A 20,456-nucleotide genomic window follows, 5' to 3' on the forward strand; every position below is an offset into this window, starting at 1 on the left:
TACTGTGGGTTCACCCGACCACTCCGGTCACGTCGTTTTCCCACCGACTCTTCGCGCCGGACCTGAGCGGGCAGGAGAGGCGTGATGGTGTTTCGCCTTGCCGTGGTTGGTTTCGGGGCCATCGCTAGAAACCGGCACCTTCCCGCCATTACCGCCACGCCGGGGGTCGAACTCGTGGGCGTCGCGAGTCATGGCGAGACCCCGGCCGGCGTTCCGGGCTTCCCTTCGCTGCGGCAGCTCCTGGCCTCGGGCCTTGCGGTGGACGCGGTGGCGCTGTGCACCCCGCCGCAAGGCCGCGCCGCACTGGCCGCGGAGGCCCTGGCCGCAGGAAAGCATGTCCTGTTGGAAAAGCCGCCCGGTGCCACCCTTTCCGAATGGCCCCCCCTGGCCGACCTGGCCCGGGACAAGGGGTTGAGCCTCTTTGGCACCTGGCACTCGCGCTTCGCCCCGGCTGTTGAGGCGACCCGCGCCGCTCTCCGGGATACGCCGCCAAGGGCAGTAAGGGTGGAGTGGAAGGAGGATGTGCGCCACTGGCACCCCGGCCAGGCCTGGATCTGGGAGCCGGGCGGGATGGGCGTGTTCGATCCGGGAATCAACGCGCTCTCAATCCTCACCCGCATCTTGCCCGCGCCCATCTCGCTGCGGGCGGCAGAGCTGTCCTATCCGGCAAACCGGGAAGCCCCCATCGCAGCCCGCCTGTCCTTCGCGGATCTCGCCGGCACGCCGGTGGAGGCAGAGTTCGACTGGCGCCAGACCGGCCGGCAGAGCTGGGACATCCACCTGGACACTACCGGCGGCACGCTGCTGCTGGAGGAGGGCGGGCGGCGGCTATTGCGGGACGGCACCATTCTCATGGAGGGGCCCGATGCCGAGTACGAGGGGATCTATGCGCATTTCGTCGATCTCGTTGCGCAGGGACGGTCCGACCTGGATCTCACGCCGATGATGCAGGTGGCGGATGCCTTCATGCTCGGGCGCCGGCACGTCGTCGCGCCCTTCAATGAGGGCTGAGAGATGCCGGCCGGGCTGATTGTGGCGGCGTCGGTCTGGAACGGGCTCTGCCGGGACAATCGCAAAGGGGAATTAGGATGATGACCCGGACTCCTCGCAGTCGCAGCTTGGCGGGCAGCGCAATGGCGTCCAGCGACCCGGAAACGGCCCACACTTCCCCCCGGCGCTGCTTCGATGACGCTTGAACGTAGCCCCTTCGGGCTGATGCCGGACGGCAGGTCGGTGGAACTCCTCACTCTTCGCGGCGCGGAGGGATTCGAGGCGCGGGTGATGACCTATGGCGCCGTCCTGCAGGCGCTGATCGTGCCGGGGCGGGACGGGCCGGCGGATGTGGTGCTCGGCCACGACTCCCTCGAGGGCTACCTCGCCAAGCGGAGCTTCTTCGGCGCCACGGTCGGGCGCTGCGCGAACCGCATCGCCCAGGGCCGCTTCACGCTGGACGGTACGCATTTTTCCGTGCCGGCCAATGACGGCCCGCATGCCCTGCATGGCGGGCCGGAGGGCTTCGACCGGCACCTGTGGGAGGTCGCGGAGGCGAAGGCGTCGCCCCATCCCCGCCTCGTCCTGCGCCGCAGCAGCCCGGACGGGGAGGAGGGTTTTCCCGGGGCGCTCGACATCACCGTCACCTACGCCGTCACCGAGCCTGCGGAGCTCTCGTTGAGCTTCGAGGCGCGCACCACGCGACCGACGGTGGTGAACCTGACCAACCATAGCTACTTCAATCTCGGCGGCGGGGGAGACGTGGTGCTGGGGCACCGCCTGCGCGTCGCCGCATCGCGCTACCTGCCGGTGAACGAAACGCTGATTCCGTTGGGCGAGCCCTGTGCGGTCGAGGGCACTCCCTTCGACTTCCGCGAGCCGCATCCGATCGGCGACCGGCTGCGGGATGCGGACGCCCAGCTGCTGCGCGCCGGCGGCTATGACCACAATTTCTGCTTGGACGGATGGGATGGCACGCTGCGCCCGGCAGCCTGGGTGGAGGACCCGGGCAGCGGCCGCGCCATGACGCTGCTGACCGACCGGCCGGGGCTGCAGTTCTACTCCGGCAATTTCCTGAACGGCATGCTGGCAGGCAAGGGTGGGCGGCCGATGCGTCAGTCCGACGCGCTGTGCCTGGAGCCGCAGGCCTGGCCCGACGCGCCGAACCATCCTGGCTACCCCTCCGTCCGGCTCGATCCGGGCGACACCTACCGGCATCGGACGATCCTCCGATTCAGCACGATCGGGGGCTAAATTAGCGCGGACTGAAATACCGTTTCTGGCATGTAAACTCACGAAAACAGCATTGGACGCGCATCGCCGCCAGCAGTGAGGATGGGACACCAAGGCTGAGAACGGGCGGAAGAGCCCGGGCCGAAGGGAGGCGACGGGATGGACACGGGCCGCGCTCCACGATCCGGAGCGAGGTGGCCGCGGCCGTCTCGATCGAGGCAGGCTGATGAGGGTCCAGGGTTGACCGACGACGCGAACGACTACCGCAAGCCCGGCGAGTTGCGCTCGCGCGCGTGGTTCGCGCGGCAAGATAAGATGGGCTTCTACTACCGTTCCTGGCTCCGCAACCGCGGCCTGCCGAACGATCAGTTCGACGGCCGGCCCGTCATCGGCATCTGCAACACCTGGTCCGAGCTGACGCCCTGCAACGGGCATTTCCGCACCATCGCCGAGCATGTGCGCTACGGCATCCTGGAAGCTAGCGGCTATCCGTTGGAATTCCCGGTGCTGAGCCTTGGCGAGACGCAGATGCGGCCGACGGCCATGCTGTACCGCAACCTCGCCTCCATGGATGTGGAGGAGGCGCTGCGCGCGAACCCGCTGGATGGCGTGGTTCTGCTGATGGGCTGCGACAAGACCACCCCTGCCCTGCTGATGGGCGCGGCCAGCGTGGACCTACCGACCATCGGCGTCTCGGGCGGGCCGATGCTGAGCGGTCATTATCGCGGCCAGAAGATTGGTTCAGGCACCAACACCATCTCCATGAGCGAACAGCTCCGCGCCGGCGAGATCACGCTCCGCGAGTTCCACGAGGCGGAGGGGGCGATGTCGCGCTCCGCCGGCTCCTGCATGACCATGGGCACGGCCTCCACCATGGCCTCGATGGTGGAGGCGCTGGGCGTGGGCCTGCCCGGCAACGCCGCCATTCCCGCGCCCGATGCGCGCCGCAACGAGCTGGCGCGGCTTGCCGGACGCCGAATCGTGGAGATGGTACGCGAGGACCTGCGCCTCTCGAAGCTGCTCACCCGCCAGGCCTTCGAGAACGCCATCCGCACACTCGCGGCCATCGGCGGATCGACCAATGCCGTGGTGCACCTGCTGGCCATCGCCGGCCGCCTGGGCGTGCCGCTGGAGCTGGAGGACTTCGACCGGTTGGCGAGCGAGGTGAATTGCCTGGTGAACCTGAAGCCGTCGGGCGAGCACCTGATGGAGGATTTCTACTATGCCGGCGGTCTGCCGGTCGTACTGCGGGACCTGGTGGAGCGCGGCCTCCTTCACGCGGACGCCATCACCGCCAACGGCCGCACCCTGGCCGAGAACGTGGCCGACGCACAGTGCTGGGACCGCGACGTCATCCACAGCTACGACGCGCCCTTCAAGCCGCAGGCCGGCATCGCCATCCTGCGCGGCAACCTCTGCCCCGACGGCGCCGTCATCAAGCCTTCCGCCGCCTCGCCGCACCTGCTTCGGCACACCGGCCGCGCGGTGGTGTTCGAGAGCATCGAGGACCTGCACGCCCGTATCAACGACGAGGATCTCGATATCGACGAGGCCTGCATCATGGTGCTGAAGTACTGCGGCCCAAAGGGATATCCCGGCATGGCGGAGGTGGGGAACATGCCCCTGCCGCCGAAGCTGCTGCGCCAAGGCGTGCGCGACATGATCCGCATTTCGGACGCCCGCATGTCCGGCACCGCCTACGGTACGGTGGTGCTGCACGTGGCGCCGGAGGCCATGGCGGGCGGCAACCTCGCCCTGGTGCGGAACGGCGACAGCATCACCCTCGACGTGCCCGGGCGCGGCCTGCACCTGCATGTGGACGAGGCAGAGCTGGCGACTCGCCGCGCTGCCTGGGTGCCGCCTCCCACGCCGCTCGCGGAGCGCGGTTACACCCGCATGTATGTCCAGCACGTGCTGCAGGCCGACAAGGGCGTGGATCTGGACTTCCTCGTCGGAAACAGCGGCGCGCCCGTCGCGCGCGACAACCACTGAGCCGGATGCCCCGCCGATGACCCAGGCCACTCCCCGCTACCGCGGCGTCTTTCCCGTGGTGCCCACTGTCTTCGATGAGCGCGGTGGGCTGGACCTGGGCGGGCAGCTGCGCTGCGTCGACTTCATGATCGATGCCGGCTCGGACGGGCTATGCATCCTGGCCAACTTCTCGGAGCAGTTTGTCCTCTCCGACGAGGAGCGGGAGGTGCTGATGACGGCGATCCTCGGCCATGTGAAGGGGCGCGTGCCGGTGATCGTCACCACCACGCATTTCTCCTCGCGCCTCTGCGCCGAGCGTTCGCGCCGGGCGGAGGCGATGGGGGCCGCGATGGTGATGGTGATGCCGCCCTATCACGGCGCCACGATCCGCGTGCCCGAGATCGGCATCCAGGGCTTCTTCCGCGAAGTGTCGGACGCGATCGGCATCCCGATCATGATCCAGGACGCGCCCGTCAGCGGCACCGCGCTGTCCGCCCCCTTTCTCGCCCGCATGGCGCGCGAGATCGAGCAGGTGTCCTACTTTAAGATCGAGGTGCCCTTCGCCGCTGCCAAGATCCGCGACCTGATCGAACTGGGCGGCAGCGCGATCGAGGGGCCGTGGGACGGCGAGGAGGCCATCACGCTGATGGCCGACTTCGATGCCGGCGCAACTGGCGCCATGACCGGCGGCGGCTTTCCCGACGGCATCCGCCAGATCGTGGACGCCCACCGCGGCGGGGATCTCGAGGGAGCGGCGGCGGCTTATCAGCGCTGGCTGCCGCTGATCAACTACGAGAACCGGCAATGCGGCCTGCTGGCGGCGAAGGCGCTGATGCATGAGGGCGGCATCATCACCTGCGACGCCCCCCGCGCCCCGCTCGCGCCCTTGCACCCCGCCACCCGCGCCGGCCTGATCGAGATCGCGCGCCGCACCGATCCGATGGTGCTGAACTGGGCCCGATGATCGCGTAAGCCGCACCGACAATCACGCAAGACCCGGCCAGCGGCGGGTCGCTCCCGACAGCGGCGGCGCTGTTATGCCGGGAGGCCCGCGGCGTGGCGCGCAGTTCGCCAAGCCAGAACCATTCCCGGACCGATCGTCGTGCCCGGTCCCGGATAGGTCCCCCGGAAGATCGAGGCCATGTCATTCCCGCCGACATACAGGCCTTCCACCGGTTCCCCGGCGGCGTCCAGCGCGCGACCGTTCCCGTCTGCACGAAGCCCCGCGCTTCCGGCCAGGTCCGCGGGATGAACTGCCACAGCATAGAAGGGGCCCGGCCCGATCGGCCGCAGGCAGGGGTTCGGTCTGTTCTCCGGGTCGCCGTTGAAGCGGTTCATCGGGGTGCTCCCCTTGCCGAACGCCTCATCCACGCCGGTCGCGGCGAAGCGGTTGTGCTCGGCCACGCTTCCTTCCAGCGCCGTCGGCGGGATGCCGATCCGCCCGGCCAGCTCCCCGAGGGTCGCGCCTTCGATCAGGTAGCCGGCATCGAGAAAGGGCTTCAGCCGCCTCGTGCCCTGGTGGACCAGCCCGATGCCATAATCCCGGATGAAGGTACGGTCGCAGACCAAGTGCGCCGGACGGCCGGGTCCCGCGCCGGCGCGCAGCATCCCCATGCAGAAGTCGTGGTAGGAGTCGGACTCGTTCGTGAAGCGCCTGCCACCGGCGTCAACCGCGAGCAGGCCCGGCTTGGCCCGGTCGAGCACGATGTGCGGCCAGACGGAGCGTGTTCCGTCGGGTCGCTGCAGCACGGAGCACGGCATCCACAGCCCGGCGCTGCTCCCGGACTCGTCGAGGTCCGCGCCGATGCTCAGCCCGGCCAGGATGCCGTCCCCGGTGTTGCCCTCCGGCGCGAGGGAGAGCGGGTGCGCCGCCTCGGGGAAGAGGCGCTCGCGCAGCGCCGTGTTCCAGCCCACCCCGCCCGTCGCCAGCATCACCCCGCGCCGGGCGCGGACCGAGCTCTCGCCACCGGGGCCGCGCAGCACCGCGCCCGTCACGCGCCCGCCCTCATGCAGCAGCCCCGACAACGCGGTGTCGAAGCGGATCGGCACGCCCTGGCGGCGCAGGCTGTACAGCAGCCGCGCCACCAGCGCGTTGCCCATTACCAGCCGCGTGCCGCGGCGATGGCGCAGTCTGTCCTGCGCGTGCCTCACCAGCAGCCGTGCGACCTTCACCAGGTTAGCGAGGGAGGCGAAGGGCCTTAGCAGGGGAGCGACGTCCGCGCGCGTCACCATCATGCCGCCGATGACCATGAACTCGGGGCGCGGCGGCCGCACCCGCTCGAAGTCCTCGGTGCCCAGGAGGCGGCCGTCGAAAGGCTCCGGGCCGAGTGCACGGCCCCCGAAGGCGGCGCCGGGATGGTTGCCGAGGTAGTCCGGATGGGCCTGCGCGGCCACGAAGCGGACCTCGCTGCGCCTCTCCAGATCGTCCAGGGCACGGGGCCCGGCCTCCAGGAAGGCGGCGCGCTGCTCCTCGCCGCCACGGGCGCCAATGACCGACGCCAGGTAGCGGGCGGCCTCGGCGACTGAGTCCGGCACGCCGGCGGCGGCACTCTGGCTGCTGCCCGGCACCCAGACCGTGCCGGCGGAGGTGGCGGTAATTCCGCCCACCATGGAGGTCTTCTCGCATAGTAGGACCCGGAGACCCTCCAGCGCGGCCACCAGGGCTGCGGTCATGCCGGCCGCCCCCGCCCCGATCACCAGCAGGTCGACCTCCTCGGCCGGGTTCTGCGCCTCCACTCCCGTCCCAGAGGCTGATGCGCTACCGGCAGGACCGCTCCTGCCGAGCGTGCCCATGGCCCGCCTTACTCCAGGGTGATGCCGCGGGAACGGATCACCTCGCCCCACTTGCTCGTCTCGGCCCGGAGATAGGCCGGCCATTCCTCCGGCGTGCCGGGCTCGAGGACGTAGCCGTTGGCGACGAGGCGGTCCCTCACCGACGGGGCACGGAGGGCGGCGACGGCAGCGGCGTGCAGCCGGCGGATGGCCGCGTCCGGCGTCCGCGCCGGGGCGAGCAGGGCGTAGTCGCTGTTGCACTCGAAGCCCGGCACGCCGGCCTCGGCGACGGTGGGCACGTCCGGCGTCAGGTCCAGGCGGCTCCGGCTGCCGATGCCGAGGGCCCGCAGCTCGCCGGAGCGGACGTAGGGGAGGGCCGTCACCACGTCGAGGAAGGCCATGTTCACCTCCTTAGCGAGCATGGCCTGCACCATCGGCGCGCCGCCGCGATAGGTGACGGTCTCCACCTGGATGCCGGCCATCTTAAAGAAGAGCTCCGGGGCGAGGTGGCCCGAGCTGCCCGCGCCGGGAGAGGCGTAGTTCATCCCGCCCGGTGACGCCTTCGCGGCCGCGATCAGGTCCCTCACGCTGCGGATCGGGGAGTCGCGATGTACGCAGAGATAGGCGGCGATGGTGGCGAGGCGGCCGATTGGGGCGAAGTCCCTCTCGTCGTCGTAGCCGCGCGCGGGGAAGAGGTGCCGGGCCATAGCGTAGGTCGAGTTGACCCCGAGCAGGATGGTGGAGCCGTCCGGCCGGGCGCGGGCAACGACGGCGTGGCCGATGGTGCCGCTGGCGCCCGCTCGATTCTCCACAACGACCGGCTGGCCAAGTTCCCGCGCCATCTGCTCGGCCAAGAGCCTGGCGACGAAATCCGTCCCCCCGCCGGGGGGCCAGGCGACGACGAGGCTGATGGGACGAGAGCCATCATCCCGCGCGGCCGGGGCTTGCGCCATCGCCGGCGTGGCGAGCGGCGCGGCGCTCAAGAGGGCGGCCAGGAAAGGTCGACGCGACACGGTCATTCTCGGGCGTTCTCCTCCTCGCGTGCCAGTGGTCCAACACGTCTTTCCCCGACGCTAGGGCAAGTGGAACACCATTCCAAGAGGAACGTTGATCCACTTTTTGGCGGGTGCGATGATGAACGCGGATGGGGATGACCAATGACGAACCAGCGCGAGCGGCCTCTTGCCATCCTGGAACTCCTCGCCCCGCATGCGGCGGGTCTGCCACTGCACGCGGTGGCCGACCGTCTGGGAATTCCGCGCAGCGCCACCCACCGGCTTCTGGGGGACCTGCGGGCCAGCGGCTATGTCCGGCAGGACGAGGAGGGCGGACCCTACCGCCTGACCGCCCGGATCGCCTCCCTCGCCTTCGCCTATCTGTCCGCGAACGGCATCACGGACATCGCGCAGCCCGTGCTGGACAGGTTGGCGGAGCAGGCGAAAGAGCTGGTGCGCCTCGCGGTGATCGACGGGGATCGCCTGACCTGGGTGGCCAAGGCGCAGGGCGCGCGCCACGGGCTGCGCTACGATCCCGACCCGGATGCGGGAGCCGAGGTACGGCTGTCCTGCACGGCGAACGGTTATGCCTGGCTCGCCACGATGGAGAATGACGCGGCGCTCGAACTCGTAGCCCGGCAGGGCTTCGCCTACGCACCCGAGAGCGGGCCCAAAGCCCCGCAGGGCGCCGCCGCGCTGCTGCGCTGCCTGCACGATGCTCGGCAGAGAGGCTACGCCGTCGCGCACGACACCTATGAGGCCGGCACCTCCGCCATGGCTTCGGCGATCCGGCACCCCGGATCGGGCAGGGCCTGCGGGACGGTGAGCATCGCCGGACCCAGCGCGCGGCTGACAGGCGCGCGAATGGAGGCGCTGGCCGGGGCCCTGCTGGGCGCGGCGGAGGAGCTGGCCGCGGCAGCCGGTGCGTCTCCGCTGTTCGCGACGGGTCTGGGGCGGGTGGCGTGATGATCCCGGGCATCGATTCCTACTGCTTTCATCGCTACTTCGGCGATGCCTATGCGGGGCTGGAATCCGATCCCGGCGAGCGCATGGACGTTTGGGGCTTCCTCGACCGGGCGCTGGAGCTCGGCGCTGGAGGAGTTTCGCTCGAGGCCTGTTACCTGCCTGCGGATCGGCCCTTCCTGGACCGCCTCCGCGAGAGGCTGGACGCGGACAGCATGGAGCGCGTCTGGGCCTGGGGACATCCCGACGGACTGGGCTCCGGGACACGGCCGGAGGCGGTGAACGATCTGGCGCGGCACCTGGCCGCGGCCCGGTGTGTCGGCGCGGGGGTGATGCGGATCTGCTGCGGCGGGCGCCGGACCCGGCCCGCCGACTGGCCCTCGCACCGCGACGCGCTGCTGCCAATGCTGCGCGGGTTGCTCCCGGTGGCTGAGGAGCATGGCGTGGTCATGGCGATCGAGAACCATCTCGACCTGCTATCCGAGGAGCTAGCGGAACTGTTGGAGAGGGTGAACTCGCCCTGGCTCGGCGTGTGCCTGGACACCGCGAACAACGTCCGCCTCGGCGAGGACCCGCTGGCCGTGGTCAAGCGCCTCGCCCCCTGGGCACGGGCCACTCATGTGAAGGACGTGGCTTCTCTGGCCGGCGCCGAGGGCGCCTTCGCTTCCTGGCCGAGCGTACCCCTGGGACAGGGCGTGGTGGACGTCGCGGCCGCGCTGCGAGTGCTGGACCAGGCGGGCTACCGGGGATTGCTGGCGGTGGAGATCGACTACCTGCATCCCCGGCACGGAACGGATGAACAGGCGGCGCTGCGGGTGAGCATGCAGGCCCTCAAGGAGGCTCTGGCCGGAAGCGGCCCCCTCGCGGATTGAGCCCCAGCGGCTCACGCGTTTGCAGCGCGGTCGGATCTCCTCTTGGCAGCGATGGCGCAGCGGCAGGGTGCGTTCGGGGATGCGGCAGCGGGGGGAGGCCGGTCACGATCGCCCGGAGCCACTCACTGGACGCGGATGCCACACGCCCGGCAGGCTCGTCCCGGTAAAGCTGGGCACCTCGGACGCGAGGCGACGCGGGGTCACCGGCCGCTTGGAAGCGGCCAGGCCACTCTGCGTCTGGGTGGTCCCGCCAGGCGAAGGGCCGCCGGTCTGCAAGCGACCGACGGCTGGGTGAGCGCGTGTCCTCAGGCGACTCCTGACGGGTCAGACCTGCCGCATCCCGCCATCGACACAGAGCTCAGCGCCCGCGATGAAGCTCGCCTCGTCGCTCAGGAGAAACAGCGCTGCCGCCGCAACTTCCTCCGGGCGCGCCATGCGGCCGAGCGGGATCTGCCCAACCAACGCTGCGCGCACCTCGTCCGTCGTGGCCGCCATCATTGCCGTGTCGGTAGGACCAGGGCTGACGACGTTCACGCGGATGCCGCGCGGTGCCAGTTCTGCGGTCCAGGTGCGGGCGTAGGAACGCAGGGCCGCCTTGGTGGCAGCGTAAGTGCCGTAATGCGGGATGCCCGCCACGTCCGCGATTGACCCGATGAGCACGACCGAGCCGCCCCTGTCCATGGCGCCGACCGTCGCGTTGAAAGCGAGAACAGGGCCTCGCACATTGACCCGGAAGTGGCGGTCAACGTGCTCCGGCGTCTCCTCGGCCAGCAGCGCCGGCTCGGAGATCCCGGCATTGAGCACCAGCGCGTCGATACGACCATGCGTGTCCCGCACCGCGGCGACGGCCGCCGTCACGTCTTGCGCCACGCTGGCATCCGCGACGAGGCCGCGCGCTCCTCGGCCGACTGTGGCGGCGGCCATCTCCACCGTTGCGGCAAGGCGCCCGGTGAGAAAGACCGTCGCACCCTCACCTGCCAGTCGCTCGGCGGTGGCAAGGCCAATGCCGCTCGCGCCACCCACCACCAGGGCAACCTTGTTCAACATCCGCGCCATCGTCGTCTCCCGTTCTTCAGCGATGGCGGGCTAGATATACAGAGTGTATCTGGTAGCAAGAACGCAATTCGGATAGCCTAGATATGGCCGACTATACCGACCTGGAAGCACTCTCCTCCTGCGCGCTGTCCGACATGGCCCGCGTGCGACCGGTGCTCGACAAGATCGCGGACAAGTGGACCATCCTGATTCTCACGGTGCTCTGCCCGAAGCCCTCGCGCTTCAACGAGATCAAGCGGCGCCTCGACGGCATCACCCACAAGGCCCTCGCGGACGCGCTGAAGCGCCTGGAGCGGAACGGGTTGGTGACGCGGACCGTGCTGCCGACGGCGCCGATCGGTGTGGAATATGCCATCACGCCGCTGGGACATTCTCTGCGTCAGCCGTTTGAGGCGCTCTGCGGCTGGGCCATTGCGCATGGCGGCGCGATCAACGACGCCAGCACTGCATATGATCGCGCCAGGCAGGCCGAGTAGGCGTCACAAGTCATTCTTCAGGAATGGCTGGTGTGGGGGCCGACTTTCCAAGCCGTTGAGCTTTGCTGCCAAGTAGGGCCGTTTGCTTGGACACTGCGCCTGAAAGAGGAGGGAACGTAATCGGCCAGGACCTGCCAGTGGATGTGGCTGAGCAAGCGATCGTTGGTTGTGCGCTTCAGTAGAAGAGTTGGACTTACCGGCTCTTACGGGGAGAGCCATGGAAAGTTAGCTCGGAAGCTTAGCCACATTCGGCGGGCAGAGCCGAGAACGGATCCAGCGCAGGAACCTCCAGGGGCGCGAAGTGCCGGAGGTTGCGGGTCAGAATGGTGTAGCCGAGCTGCAGGGCCGTGGCGGCGATTGCTATGTCGGCCAAACCTGGTTCATGCCCCTTGCTCCGGGCCAAGTCGGTGAGCCGTCCCATGTGCCGCGCCACCTTCAGGTCAACGGGGATGATCCGTGCGCTGTAAAGATGCAGCAACGCGTCGAGCCACTCCGACAACCTATCGGCTTTCCGGATGGCACCCTGCCGGCGAGCCTTGCAGATGCCATCCTCCACCTCGGCCACGGTGAGGACAGAGAGAAAAAGGCCAGGGCTGTTGCGGTCCATCCAGGTCACGAGAGCCGGCGTGGCGACCGCCTTGGTCGGCGCTCCGGCCGAGAGTACATTGGTGTCGACGAGGTACAGGGTTCAGAGCCCCGCATCGCGCAGACCATCCTGCCGAGAAGGTAGGTCGTCATCTTCCAGCGGAGCGCCCATCAGCAGGCGACCGAAAGAGGGCACCTGGGAGAGGCGCTGCCACTCCTCAAAACTCACCACCACCGCCTCAGGGCGACCGTGACGGGTGATAATCGATGGCTGCCCGGCCCGGGCTTGGTCGACCACGGCCGACAGGGTCGCCTTGGCATCGCGAAGCTGGATCTCCTGCACATCGACCTCCATGACTATTGTAGTCATATCGTGGTCAGGTGTCCCCTGGCACAAGAGGTAAAGCGACAATCTGGAGCCATGCGCCTGGGCTTGCAGGAAACACCCAGTTTGGCAGTTGGCCAGGGGTCAGCGTCTCACCAGCGAGGCCGTTCGAGGCATTTCCCATTCGGGGACTGGCCTGCGCACCAAAGGCTTGGAAGTCGATGGGCGCGAAACGGTCAAGGGCGTTAGCGGCACAGCAACGTCTGCGTTCGTTTCCTCATCCCACCCCACGCTGACAAGCGCCAATGTCTCTGATGAGCTGGCGATAGCGGCCCTGCGTTCCTCGCTTCAGGCAGCACCAAGCTTCACGATCAAACTGACCCGCAGAGGACGGGCGTCTACTCCACCGTGATCCCGGCCTCCTTCACCAGCCGCTCCCACTTGGCCGTTTCCGCAGCGATGAAGCGCGCCGTCGCGACCGGGTTACGGTCAGCCTGGGCGGGCGCCTGGACGCCGAGCTCGGAAAGCTTTGCCTGAGTGGCCTCGTCGCCAACGGCCCTCCAGATGGAAGCCGACATGGACTCCAGCATGGAGGGCGGCGTGCCGGCCGGGGCGAGCACAGCGTTCCAGGTCGTGGCCTCGAAACCGGCAATGCTCTCGGCCACGGTGGGAAGATCGGGCAGCGCCTCGGAGCGGCGCAGGCCTGTCGTAGCGATGCCGCGCAGCGCACCGGCGCGAACCTGGGCGGCGCCGGTGGCCACGCTGTCCATCACCACGGCGATGCGCCCGGCCAGCAGGTCCGCCACCGCGGGGGCAGTGCCCCGGTAGGGGACGTGGTCGGCTGGCACGCCCGCCACGGACTTCAGCAACTCGATGCCGAGATGGGATGAGCCGCCGACGCCGCTGCTGCCATAGGCCCGATGATTGGTGCGCAGGTCCTCTATCAGGCCCTTCACGTCCCGCACCGGGGAGTTGGGCGGCACCATGATGACCTGCGGCACCACGCCGACCAGGGCCACGGGCGAGAAGTCCGCCTGCGGATCGAAGGTTAGGCGCGGGCCGTGCAGGGCGCGGTGAACGGCGTGGACGACGGTGGTAAACAGAAGGGTGCCGCCGTCCCGAGGGGATCGCGCTACCGCCTCCGTCCCGGGAAGCGCGCCACCGCCCGCGCGGTTCTCTACAACCACGCGCTGCGGCAGGGTGTTCGACATCCGGTCTGCCAGGATGCGCGCCACTGCATCGGTCGGGCCGCCAGCAGCGTAGGGCACGACGAGGCGTACCGGACGATCCGGCCAGGCAGCTGCGGGCGGAGCGGATTGGGCGAGGGCAGGCGCGGACAGGGCGGCGAGCCCCGCCGCGCCCAGCAGGGCACGACGCTCGATCATGGTTGCTTCCTCCTGGTCATTTTCGGCCGCACCCGTCAGGCGATGCGGTCGCCCTTCTTTATGACGGCGGCCCGGTTATCCACGCCCGGGAGCATCTTGGCCGGGTCGCGCGTGACGATCACGTCCAGAACGACCGGGCCCTTGATCGCCATTGCCTGGCGCAACGCGTCCTCGATGCCCTCCGGATCCTCGACACGGATGCCGGTAACGCCGAAGGCCTTAGCTACCTCGGCGAAGTTCACCTCAGTCAGGTCGGACGAATGGTAGTTTCCGGCCCCGTAGACCAGATGTTGCAGCGCCTTGACGTAACCGGAGGCCGCGTTGTTCACGACGATGACGGTGAAGTCGAGCTCCAGCCGTCGCGCGGTTTCCAGGTCGCCCAGCACCATGCAAAAGCCGCTGTCGCCGGTGAGGGAAAGGACGGGGCGGCCCGGTGCCGCTAGCGCCGCGCCCATGGCGCCGGGCAGGCCGTAACCGATGGAGGCGAAGCCGCGATCGGGCACGAAGCTGCGCCCGGCCCGCTTAGTGTCGAAGAGCAGCCCGCCCCAATGCGCCGCGAAGCCGCCATCGGCGACGAGGATGCCGTCCTCCGGCATCACCGTGTTGATGGCGGTGAGCAGGCGGGCGACATTGATCGGGCGCTCGATGGAGTGCAGCCGCGGCGCCACCTCCTCCCGCCACTTGGCCATGCGGACCGGCACTTCATCGGCATAGGAGGCGAGGCGGGACCTGGTGTCCGGCGCCTTGGCGAGGAGAGCCGCCTGCAGGTCCTCGATGCCGAGCTTCGCATCGCCCCAGAGCAGCACATCGGCCCGCCGGGTGCGGCCGAACTCTTCCGCCACGATGTCGAGGTGGATGATCGTCTTGCCCGGCCCCGGCACGGTGTAGCGCTTGGTCGCGATCTCGCCGAGCTTGCAGCCGACGACGAGGATGACGTCCGCCTCGTCGATCAGCCCGTTGGCGATGCGGTCGTAGCGGCCGAAGAGGCCGGCGCTCAGCGCATCCGTGCAAGGGATGGCGCCCTTGCCCGTCAGCGTGTGGGCGACGGGAATGTTTGTGGCCTGCGCGAAGGCGGTAAGCGTCTCGGCCGCGCCCGAGATGTGGACGCCGCCGCCCGCCAGGATGAAGGGCCGCCGCGCGCCGGCCAACAGCGCTGCCGCCTGCTCCACCGCGCGCCCGTCCGGCCGGCAGCGCAGGGCGGGGGCGGCCTCGTGGATCGCGTCCACCTCGAACTCCTCCGCTTGGAAGGTGTGGGTGGCGTGCATCAGGTCCTCGGGCACGTCGACGACGACGGGGCCGGGGCGGCCGGTGGTGGCGACCATGAAGGCGCGACGCATCAGCTCCGGGATGCGGCCGATCGCCTCGATTCGGATCAGCTCCTTGCAGACGGGGCGCAGCAGCTCGGTCTGGCGGCACTCCTGGGTCATGTTCTTCCAGGCATGGTCGCGATGGGTGTCACCGACGACGCAGACCATTGGCGTGCCGGCGTTCAGCGCCTCGGCCAGGCCGGTCACGAGGTTGGTCGCTCCCGGACCGAGCGTGGCGTCAGCGAGGCCAACGCGGCCGGAAATTTTTGCGTATGCGTCGGCGAGGAAGACCGCCGATCGCTCGTCGTTCATCAGGTGATGGGGCATGTCGAAGCGCCGCACAGCCTCGTAGAGCGGCAGGAGCTGGAAGCCGCCCATGCCGAACATCGGGCCACCGTGATAGGCGCGGATGATACGGGCGATTGCCTCGCCGCCCTGCATCTCGAGAGCGGAGTTGGCGGTGAGGGTGTCGGGCACGCGACGTTTCCTTGTTCTTCAAGACTATTGCTTCGCGCCTGCAGCGGCAAAGAGGATCCGCCGCGATGTCCTACTAGTTGGGACGTGCAATCCTGTTGGATGGGATTTATAGGGAGGGGATTAGCGGCTCGTCAACGAGGCCGGCCGCCGATCCACGCTTGGAGTTCCGAGGGATGGACAACAGCAGTTCGACGGGTCACCAGGGCATCGAACGCGCCCTGGCGCTGCTGCGCGCTGTCGCCGCCGAGGGGCGTGGCGGCGCGCGGCTGGGCGACGTGGCGGCTCAGACCAGACTCTCCCGCTCCACGGCGCACCGTCTGCTGACGCAGCTTGTCCAAGCCGGACTACTGGAGCAGGACCCGGACGCGCCCCATTATCACCTGGGCTTCGAGATCTACGCGCTGGGGCGCCGCGCCGCGGAAAGGCACGGCGTGCCGGAGCTGGCGCGCGCCAGCCTCGTGCGGCTGGAGGAGCGCAGCGAGGACACGGTCTATCTCAGCATCCGCTCCGGAGATGACGCGCTCTGCACGGCCCGCCAGGAGGGGCGCTACCCCATCAAGACGCTCACGCTCTCGGTAGGGGACCGGCGCCCGCTGGGTGTCGGCGCTGGCAGCCTCGCAATCCTGGCCGCCCTTCCGGATGAGGAAGTGGATCGCGTAATCACCGCCAATGCGGGGCGGCTGCGCGGCTTCCCCGGCTTCTCCGCCGTGAGCTTGCGCGCGCTGGTGAAGCGCGCGCGCGCGGAGGGCTGCGCCACAAATCCGGGCTTGATCTTGCCGGGTATGATGGCGGTCGGCGTACCGATCCGCACGAGTGGAGAGCGGGTGGCGGGCGCGCTGAGCATCGCGGCTATCGAGGGCCGGATGCGGCCGGAGCGAAGGGCGCAATTGGTGGCTTGGCTGCATGAGGAGGCGACGGCGATCGCGCGGCGGCTGGACGGACCCTAGATCCCGCCACGGGTGCCTTCCAATCCTCCATGTCGTGCGGCTCCACGACCATGTCGTGGAATGCCCTGCACGGCGGATGCGGAAGGTGGTCTCCTCGATGCTGCGGACCATCTCACCCACGCCGAGCTTGCCGCAGAACGTCGCAAGGCCGCCGGCCGATTAAGCTGGGTTGACGGGGCGGGTGCTCGCGTTCGTAGCGAGCTTCACCTTGCGCCGTGCAGCGACGGCCAAGGGGTTCCCATTAGATCCGGCGCGCCCAAGCGAGCAGCACCTCGGATGCGCGCAGTCCCGGCGCGGCGCCGAGGCGGCGCGCCGTCTCGTTCACCACGGAGACGACGCCGTCATGGAAGACGGAGGCAGCATCGCCGATGCGGGCTGAGGCGGCGGAGACGGTGAAGGATGCGATGCCGCGGCTGTCGAGCGCGGGCAGGCGGGTAGTGCCTGCCCGATCGATTCCGATGCCGGCGTCGTGGAAGATCCCCGCGAAACCCTCGGTCCGCAGGGCCATGTACGGTGCGCCGCCCACGAGTCCGCCATGTGAGCCGGTCACGACGATCTGCCCAGAATCCTCAGGGGTGACCAGGGCTGCGGAGTCCAGCAGCAGGATACGCCGCGTGCCCCCATGCACCGGGATCTCGCCTCGCGCCTCACCGAGGGCGGGAGCCACGACGCGCGCGTGCCACGCCTTACGCAGCAGCGCCGCCGCCTCGGCGCAACCTAGCCCCGGGGCGACTCCCACCGCGCGGGCGGGCGCGTTCGCGTGGCTGATGACGCCGCGCGCGCGCATGTCGGCCGTGTCGCCAATCCGGCAGGAGAGGTGCGACACGGTGGCGGCAGCGATGCCCAGCACCTCAAGGTAGGGCAGGGAGCCGATCCCCGCCTCGTTCTTGCCCAGCCCGGCATCGTTCAGGATCACCGCCCGCGCATGGGCCCTTGCGGTGAGGTAGCCCGGGTAGCGCCCGGCGTGCGAGCCGGAGACGACGACCGCGCCTTCGGCCTCGGGCGGCAGCTTCGTGATGGTGTCCGCCGCTATGACGGGAACGCTTTCAGTCTCGGCGCTCACGCCTTCGCCCTCCTGGTAAGATCGGCAAAATCGAGGCTATTGGTACACGCGCAGGAACTCGGTGTCGCTCCTCGGGCGCACCGGTGCGGGTAGCCCGGCCGGTCCTGCCGGGTACGTCATCTCTGTAAAGGCCACCTGCAGGTAGACCCCTACGCCCGGCTCGCTGGACTATGCGGAGCGGAGGACGACGACTCACGACCCGCAGGATGGCCTCTTGAGCAAGTGCTGGACGCCGCCGATCAGCTATACCGCTGCTAGATGAGAAGATGGAGCGGGTGGACTTGCGAGCCAGAGATGCCGGCCTTGGCTGGGGCGACCTTCGCGCCGGAACCCGGAACGCCATCACCGACGTACCAGGTGTGCATGTGGGCCATGTTACCCTGCGCCGGCGGGATAATATCCGGACCGGGGTGACGGCGATCCTCCCGCACGGGGGCAACCTGTTCCGCGAGAAGGTGCCGGCGGCGGTCGAGGTCATGAACGGCTTCGGCAAGAGCGTGGGGCTGATGCAGGTCCAGGAACTCGGCGAGTTGGAGACGCCGCTCCTGCTCACGAACACCTTCGGGGTGGCTGCCTGCACAGAAACCCTGATCCGCCACGCGCTCGGGGAGGAGCCGCGGATCGGGCGGGAGACCTCGACGGTCAATCCTGTGGTGATGGAGTGCAACGACGGGTACCTGAACGACATTCAGGCGCTGGCAATCACGCCGGATGACGCGGCGGCGGCAATCCGGGTGGCCAGCGGGGACATGGTTTCGGGCGCCGTGGGTGCAGGCACCGGGATGAGTTGTTTTGGCCTGAAGGGTGGGATCGGCAGTTCATCCCGCCGGCTGCACATCGGTGACGGGCATTTCCACCTCGGGGCGCTGGTGCTGGCGAACTACGGGCGGGCAGGGGACCTAAGGCTTCCGGACGGACGGCGGGTTTCGGCCGGGGAGGGGAGCCCGGAGCGGGGATCGGTGATCGTGGTGATCGCGACGGACGTGCCGCTGGAGCACCGGCAGTTGCGGCGCGTCGCCGCGCGGGCCGGGGCGGGCATTGCCTGGACGGGGTCCTTCTGGGGGCACGGAAGCGGCGACTTGGCGCTGGCCTTCTCGACGGCGGAGCGGCGACCGCACGAGGCGCCTGAACCAATCCTGGCGAGGCGCGTCCTGGCCGAAGCCGGGATGGATGCGCTGTTCCGCGCGGCGGCAGAAAGCACGGCAGAGGCGGTGATGGACGCGATGGTGGCCGCGGAGCCCATGACGGGCTTCCGCGGGCATCACCGGGCGGCGCTGCGGGACGTGCTGGCCGCTATGCCTTCGTGATCCCGGCATAGCGGTAGCGGTCGCTCATCGGCCCGGTGTCGAGGCCCATGACTGAGGCGCGGGTGACAGAGTTCTCGATGAGCTGGAAGAGCATGACGAAGGGGCTGCTCTCCCGTCCCTCTCTCTGCAGTGCCTCGTACATGGCATTGCGAGTGCTCGCGTCCGCTTCCTTGCGGGCGGCGAGGGTGCGGGCGCTGATCTCGGGGATGTGCCAGCTGGCGCGCCAGGCCAGGGTCTTGTTGCGGGCGTCATCGGTATTGTCGGTGTTGATGAGGAAGGCCTCGGCATTCGAATTGGGGTCGAAGTAGTCACTGCCCCACTGCACCTGGGCGATGTCGTGCTGGCGGGCGCGGGTTCGGCTGACGACCTGCCGGCTGTCACCGGGGTTCATGCGCAGGCGGATGCCGATGCGGGCGAGGTTGGCCTGGATCGCCTGGGCAATGTCCATGAAGGGCGCCTCGGCCGTGAAGTCCAAGCTGGCATCGAAGCCGTTGGCCAGGCCGGCCTGGGCCATCAGCGCCCTTGCGGCGTCGACGTCCTGACGGAAGGGCGTGTCGGTCAGGGCGCCGGGGAAGCCCTGGGGGAGGAAGCTTTGATTGATCGCGAAGGTGTTGGGCACGACGCCGCGCTGGATGCCTTCGTAGTCGATGGCCATCTTGATGGCCTGCCGCACCTCGGGCCGGGCGAGCTGCGGGTGCTTCTGGTTGAGCGAGAGATACATCACGCTGGCCCGGCGTTGGGCGTGGAGCCGGAAGCGCTGGTCCCGCGAGATCTGGCTGATCTGCTCTGCCAGGAGATTGCGGGCGATATCGAAGTCGCCTCGCTGCAGGCCGAGGAGCTGGACGGCGGGATCGGCGACGTGGCGCGTGACGACGCGGCGCGTGGCCGGGGGGCGGCTGGCGTGGGGATTGGCCTCCAGCACGATGCTCTCGTTCGCCCGCCAGCCGCGGAGCGCGTAGGGACCCGAGCCGGCGGTGTTGCCCTTCAGCCAAGCATTGCCGAGGTCATCGCCGCGCGCCTGGGCGGTGGCGGCGGCTTTCTCGATCACGCTGCCGACCACGGCGGAGAGGCAGAAAAGGAGGAAGCTCGGCGCGGTCGGCTCATCCAACTGTAGCACAAGGGTCCGGGGATCGGTGGCGCGGATGCGCTCGGCCACGTTGTCCTTCGTGAAGCCGAACTGGTTGATGATGAAGGCGGGCGACTTGTTCATGATGGCGGCGCGCTGGAGCGACCAGGCCGCGTCCTCTGCCGTGACGGGGTTGCCGGAGGCGAAGCGGGAGCCCTGGCGCATGCGGAAGGTGAAGCTCCGCCCGTCGTCGGACACGTCCCAGCTCTCGGCCAGCTCGCCTGTAAGTTGGGCGGGATCGTCGTTCGGGGTGGTGACGAGCTTCTGGTAGATGTTGCCGCACACCTCGGCGCCGCTCCACTCGAAGCTTTCGGCCGGGTCCACGCTGGTGAGGTCGCTGATCTGCTTGGCGATGACGAGGACGCCCGCGGGCGTCTGGGCCATCGCTGGCAGAATCCCGCTCAGGAGGAGAGGGGCCTGTAAGAGGCTGCGCCGCGCCAACACCATCGTCCAGACCTCATCCTGAGAACCCTGGATGATCGTCAGGAAGGCTGCCCTCGCGCAAGTGAGCCAGCCCCAGCTGGCCAGCAAGAGCTTTGGGAGCGTATCGCGCTCGGCGCTGCCGTTGCCCTTACTGGGGCGGGGAGGGGCGGCACCTGACCTTCG

Annotated in this window: 18 protein-coding genes; 9 read left to right on the forward strand and 9 right to left on the reverse strand. The window is 69.0% G+C overall.

Features of this window, described 5'->3' with window-relative positions:
* Nucleotides 1-84 precede the first annotated feature (84 nt).
* From ACVBD7_RS22620 to ACVBD7_RS22635, 4 genes are all read left to right on the forward strand, one after another.
* Nucleotides 85-1,011 (forward strand): Gfo/Idh/MocA family protein, encoded by a 927-nt coding sequence (locus ACVBD7_RS22620; RefSeq protein ID WP_458097785.1) that lies wholly within the window; start codon nucleotides 85-87, stop codon nucleotides 1,009-1,011.
* 174 nt (nucleotides 1,012-1,185) lie between these two features.
* Nucleotides 1,186-2,244 (forward strand): aldose epimerase family protein, encoded by a 1,059-nt coding sequence (locus ACVBD7_RS22625; RefSeq protein ID WP_458097786.1) that lies wholly within the window; start codon nucleotides 1,186-1,188, stop codon nucleotides 2,242-2,244.
* Nucleotides 2,245-2,463: 219 nt separating this feature from the next.
* The gene (locus ACVBD7_RS22630) at nucleotides 2,464-4,215 is read left to right on the forward strand and encodes an IlvD/Edd family dehydratase (protein ID WP_458097787.1); all 1,752 of its coding nucleotides are present in this window, start codon (nucleotides 2,464-2,466) and stop codon (nucleotides 4,213-4,215) included.
* A gap of 16 nt (nucleotides 4,216-4,231) precedes the next feature.
* A complete protein-coding gene (locus ACVBD7_RS22635; RefSeq protein ID WP_458097788.1) occupies nucleotides 4,232-5,158 on the forward strand; it encodes a dihydrodipicolinate synthase family protein in 927 nt (308 codons plus the stop codon).
* A 71-nt stretch (nucleotides 5,159-5,229) separates the two neighbouring features.
* On the opposite strand, the gene ACVBD7_RS22640 is transcribed toward ACVBD7_RS22635, so the two are convergent.
* Nucleotides 5,230-6,930, reverse strand: a complete 1,701-nt coding sequence (locus ACVBD7_RS22640) for an FAD-dependent oxidoreductase (protein WP_458097789.1) — start codon at nucleotides 6,928-6,930, stop codon at nucleotides 5,230-5,232.
* 65 nt (nucleotides 6,931-6,995) lie between these two features.
* A complete protein-coding gene (locus tag ACVBD7_RS22645; protein WP_458097790.1) occupies nucleotides 6,996-7,985 on the reverse strand; it encodes a Bug family tripartite tricarboxylate transporter substrate binding protein in 990 nt (329 codons plus the stop codon).
* Between the two features lie 138 nt (nucleotides 7,986-8,123).
* Here ACVBD7_RS22645 and ACVBD7_RS22650 point away from each other — a divergent pair, with 138 nt between their 5' ends.
* Together ACVBD7_RS22650 and ACVBD7_RS22655 are read left to right on the forward strand one after the other, a co-directional pair.
* Nucleotides 8,124-8,927: an IclR family transcriptional regulator gene (locus tag ACVBD7_RS22650; protein ID WP_458097791.1), complete on the forward strand. Its 804-nt coding sequence runs from the start codon at nucleotides 8,124-8,126 to the stop codon at nucleotides 8,925-8,927.
* Nucleotides 8,927-9,796, forward strand: a complete 870-nt coding sequence (locus tag ACVBD7_RS22655; RefSeq protein WP_458097792.1) for a sugar phosphate isomerase/epimerase family protein — start codon at nucleotides 8,927-8,929, stop codon at nucleotides 9,794-9,796. Before ACVBD7_RS22650 ends, ACVBD7_RS22655 begins: the two co-directional genes overlap by 1 nt.
* 324 nt (nucleotides 9,797-10,120) lie before the next feature.
* Here the strand turns inward: ACVBD7_RS22655 and ACVBD7_RS22660 are convergent, their stop codons facing one another.
* Nucleotides 10,121-10,852 carry an SDR family NAD(P)-dependent oxidoreductase gene (locus tag ACVBD7_RS22660; protein ID WP_458097793.1) on the reverse strand — a complete coding sequence of 244 codons (732 nt, stop codon included), beginning with the start codon at nucleotides 10,850-10,852 and terminating at the stop codon, nucleotides 10,121-10,123.
* 83 nt (nucleotides 10,853-10,935) lie between these two features.
* Between ACVBD7_RS22660 and ACVBD7_RS22665 the strand changes: the two genes are divergently transcribed.
* On the forward strand, nucleotides 10,936-11,328 hold the full coding sequence (locus tag ACVBD7_RS22665; RefSeq protein ID WP_458097794.1) for a winged helix-turn-helix transcriptional regulator: 393 nt from the start codon (nucleotides 10,936-10,938) through the stop codon (nucleotides 11,326-11,328).
* A gap of 238 nt (nucleotides 11,329-11,566) precedes the next feature.
* Here the strand turns inward: ACVBD7_RS22665 and ACVBD7_RS22670 are convergent, their stop codons facing one another.
* From ACVBD7_RS22670 to ACVBD7_RS22685, 4 genes are all read right to left on the reverse strand, one after another.
* Complete coding sequence (locus ACVBD7_RS22670) at nucleotides 11,567-12,013, reverse strand: PIN domain-containing protein (RefSeq protein ID WP_458098351.1); 447 nt, start codon at nucleotides 12,011-12,013, stop codon at nucleotides 11,567-11,569.
* 3 nt (nucleotides 12,014-12,016) lie between these two features.
* Entirely contained in the window at nucleotides 12,017-12,256 is a 240-nt protein-coding gene (locus tag ACVBD7_RS22675; protein ID WP_458098352.1) for a type II toxin-antitoxin system Phd/YefM family antitoxin, read from the reverse strand.
* Between the two features lie 380 nt (nucleotides 12,257-12,636).
* Nucleotides 12,637-13,623, reverse strand: coding sequence for a Bug family tripartite tricarboxylate transporter substrate binding protein (locus tag ACVBD7_RS22680; protein ID WP_458097795.1), 987 nt, complete (start codon nucleotides 13,621-13,623; stop codon nucleotides 12,637-12,639).
* Nucleotides 13,624-13,658: 35 nt separating this feature from the next.
* Nucleotides 13,659-15,371: a thiamine pyrophosphate-binding protein gene (locus ACVBD7_RS22685; protein ID WP_458098353.1), complete on the reverse strand. Its 1,713-nt coding sequence runs from the start codon at nucleotides 15,369-15,371 to the stop codon at nucleotides 13,659-13,661.
* Nucleotides 15,372-15,580: 209 nt separating this feature from the next.
* On the opposite strand from ACVBD7_RS22685, the gene ACVBD7_RS22690 reads away from it, so the two are divergent.
* A complete protein-coding gene (locus ACVBD7_RS22690; RefSeq protein ID WP_458097796.1) occupies nucleotides 15,581-16,354 on the forward strand; it encodes an IclR family transcriptional regulator in 774 nt (257 codons plus the stop codon).
* A 241-nt stretch (nucleotides 16,355-16,595) separates the two neighbouring features.
* Here ACVBD7_RS22690 and ACVBD7_RS22695 read toward each other — a convergent pair whose 3' ends face one another.
* Nucleotides 16,596-17,417, reverse strand: coding sequence for a hypothetical protein (locus tag ACVBD7_RS22695; RefSeq protein ID WP_458097797.1), 822 nt, complete (start codon nucleotides 17,415-17,417; stop codon nucleotides 16,596-16,598).
* 266 nt (nucleotides 17,418-17,683) lie between these two features.
* On the opposite strand from ACVBD7_RS22695, the gene ACVBD7_RS22700 reads away from it, so the two are divergent.
* Nucleotides 17,684-18,724, forward strand: coding sequence for a DmpA family aminopeptidase (locus tag ACVBD7_RS22700; RefSeq protein ID WP_458097798.1), 1,041 nt, complete (start codon nucleotides 17,684-17,686; stop codon nucleotides 18,722-18,724).
* On the opposite strand, the gene ACVBD7_RS22705 is transcribed toward ACVBD7_RS22700, so the two are convergent.
* Complete coding sequence (locus ACVBD7_RS22705) at nucleotides 18,711-20,234, reverse strand: ABC transporter substrate-binding protein (RefSeq protein WP_458097799.1); 1,524 nt, start codon at nucleotides 20,232-20,234, stop codon at nucleotides 18,711-18,713. The two genes, ACVBD7_RS22700 and ACVBD7_RS22705, sit on opposite strands and share 14 nt — an antisense overlap.
* Nucleotides 20,235-20,456: the final 222 nt, after the last annotated feature.

Source organism: Roseomonas sp. WA12 (genome assembly GCF_054165765.1).

Coding starts and splice junctions, on each gene's coding strand:
- ACVBD7_RS22620 (WP_458097785.1), top strand. CDS start 85: ATGGTGTTTCGCCTTGCCGTGGTTGGTTTCGGGGCCATCGCTAGAAAC.
- ACVBD7_RS22625 (WP_458097786.1), top strand. CDS start 1,186: ATGACGCTTGAACGTAGCCCCTTCGGGCTGATGCCGGACGGCAGGTCG.
- ACVBD7_RS22635 (WP_458097788.1), top strand. CDS start 4,232: ATGACCCAGGCCACTCCCCGCTACCGCGGCGTCTTTCCCGTGGTGCCC.
- ACVBD7_RS22645 (WP_458097790.1), bottom strand. CDS start 7,985: ATGACCGTGTCGCGTCGACCTTTCCTGGCCGCCCTCTTGAGCGCCGCG.
- ACVBD7_RS22650 (WP_458097791.1), top strand. CDS start 8,124: ATGACGAACCAGCGCGAGCGGCCTCTTGCCATCCTGGAACTCCTCGCC.
- ACVBD7_RS22655 (WP_458097792.1), top strand. CDS start 8,927: ATGATCCCGGGCATCGATTCCTACTGCTTTCATCGCTACTTCGGCGAT.
- ACVBD7_RS22660 (WP_458097793.1), bottom strand. CDS start 10,852: ATGGCGCGGATGTTGAACAAGGTTGCCCTGGTGGTGGGTGGCGCGAGC.
- ACVBD7_RS22665 (WP_458097794.1), top strand. CDS start 10,936: ATGGCCGACTATACCGACCTGGAAGCACTCTCCTCCTGCGCGCTGTCC.
- ACVBD7_RS22680 (WP_458097795.1), bottom strand. CDS start 13,623: ATGATCGAGCGTCGTGCCCTGCTGGGCGCGGCGGGGCTCGCCGCCCTG.
- ACVBD7_RS22685 (WP_458098353.1), bottom strand. CDS start 15,371: ATGCAGGGCGGCGAGGCAATCGCCCGTATCATCCGCGCCTATCACGGT.
- ACVBD7_RS22690 (WP_458097796.1), top strand. CDS start 15,581: ATGGACAACAGCAGTTCGACGGGTCACCAGGGCATCGAACGCGCCCTG.
- ACVBD7_RS22700 (WP_458097798.1), top strand. CDS start 17,684: ATGGAGCGGGTGGACTTGCGAGCCAGAGATGCCGGCCTTGGCTGGGGC.
- ACVBD7_RS22705 (WP_458097799.1), bottom strand. CDS start 20,234: ATGGCCCAGACGCCCGCGGGCGTCCTCGTCATCGCCAAGCAGATCAGC.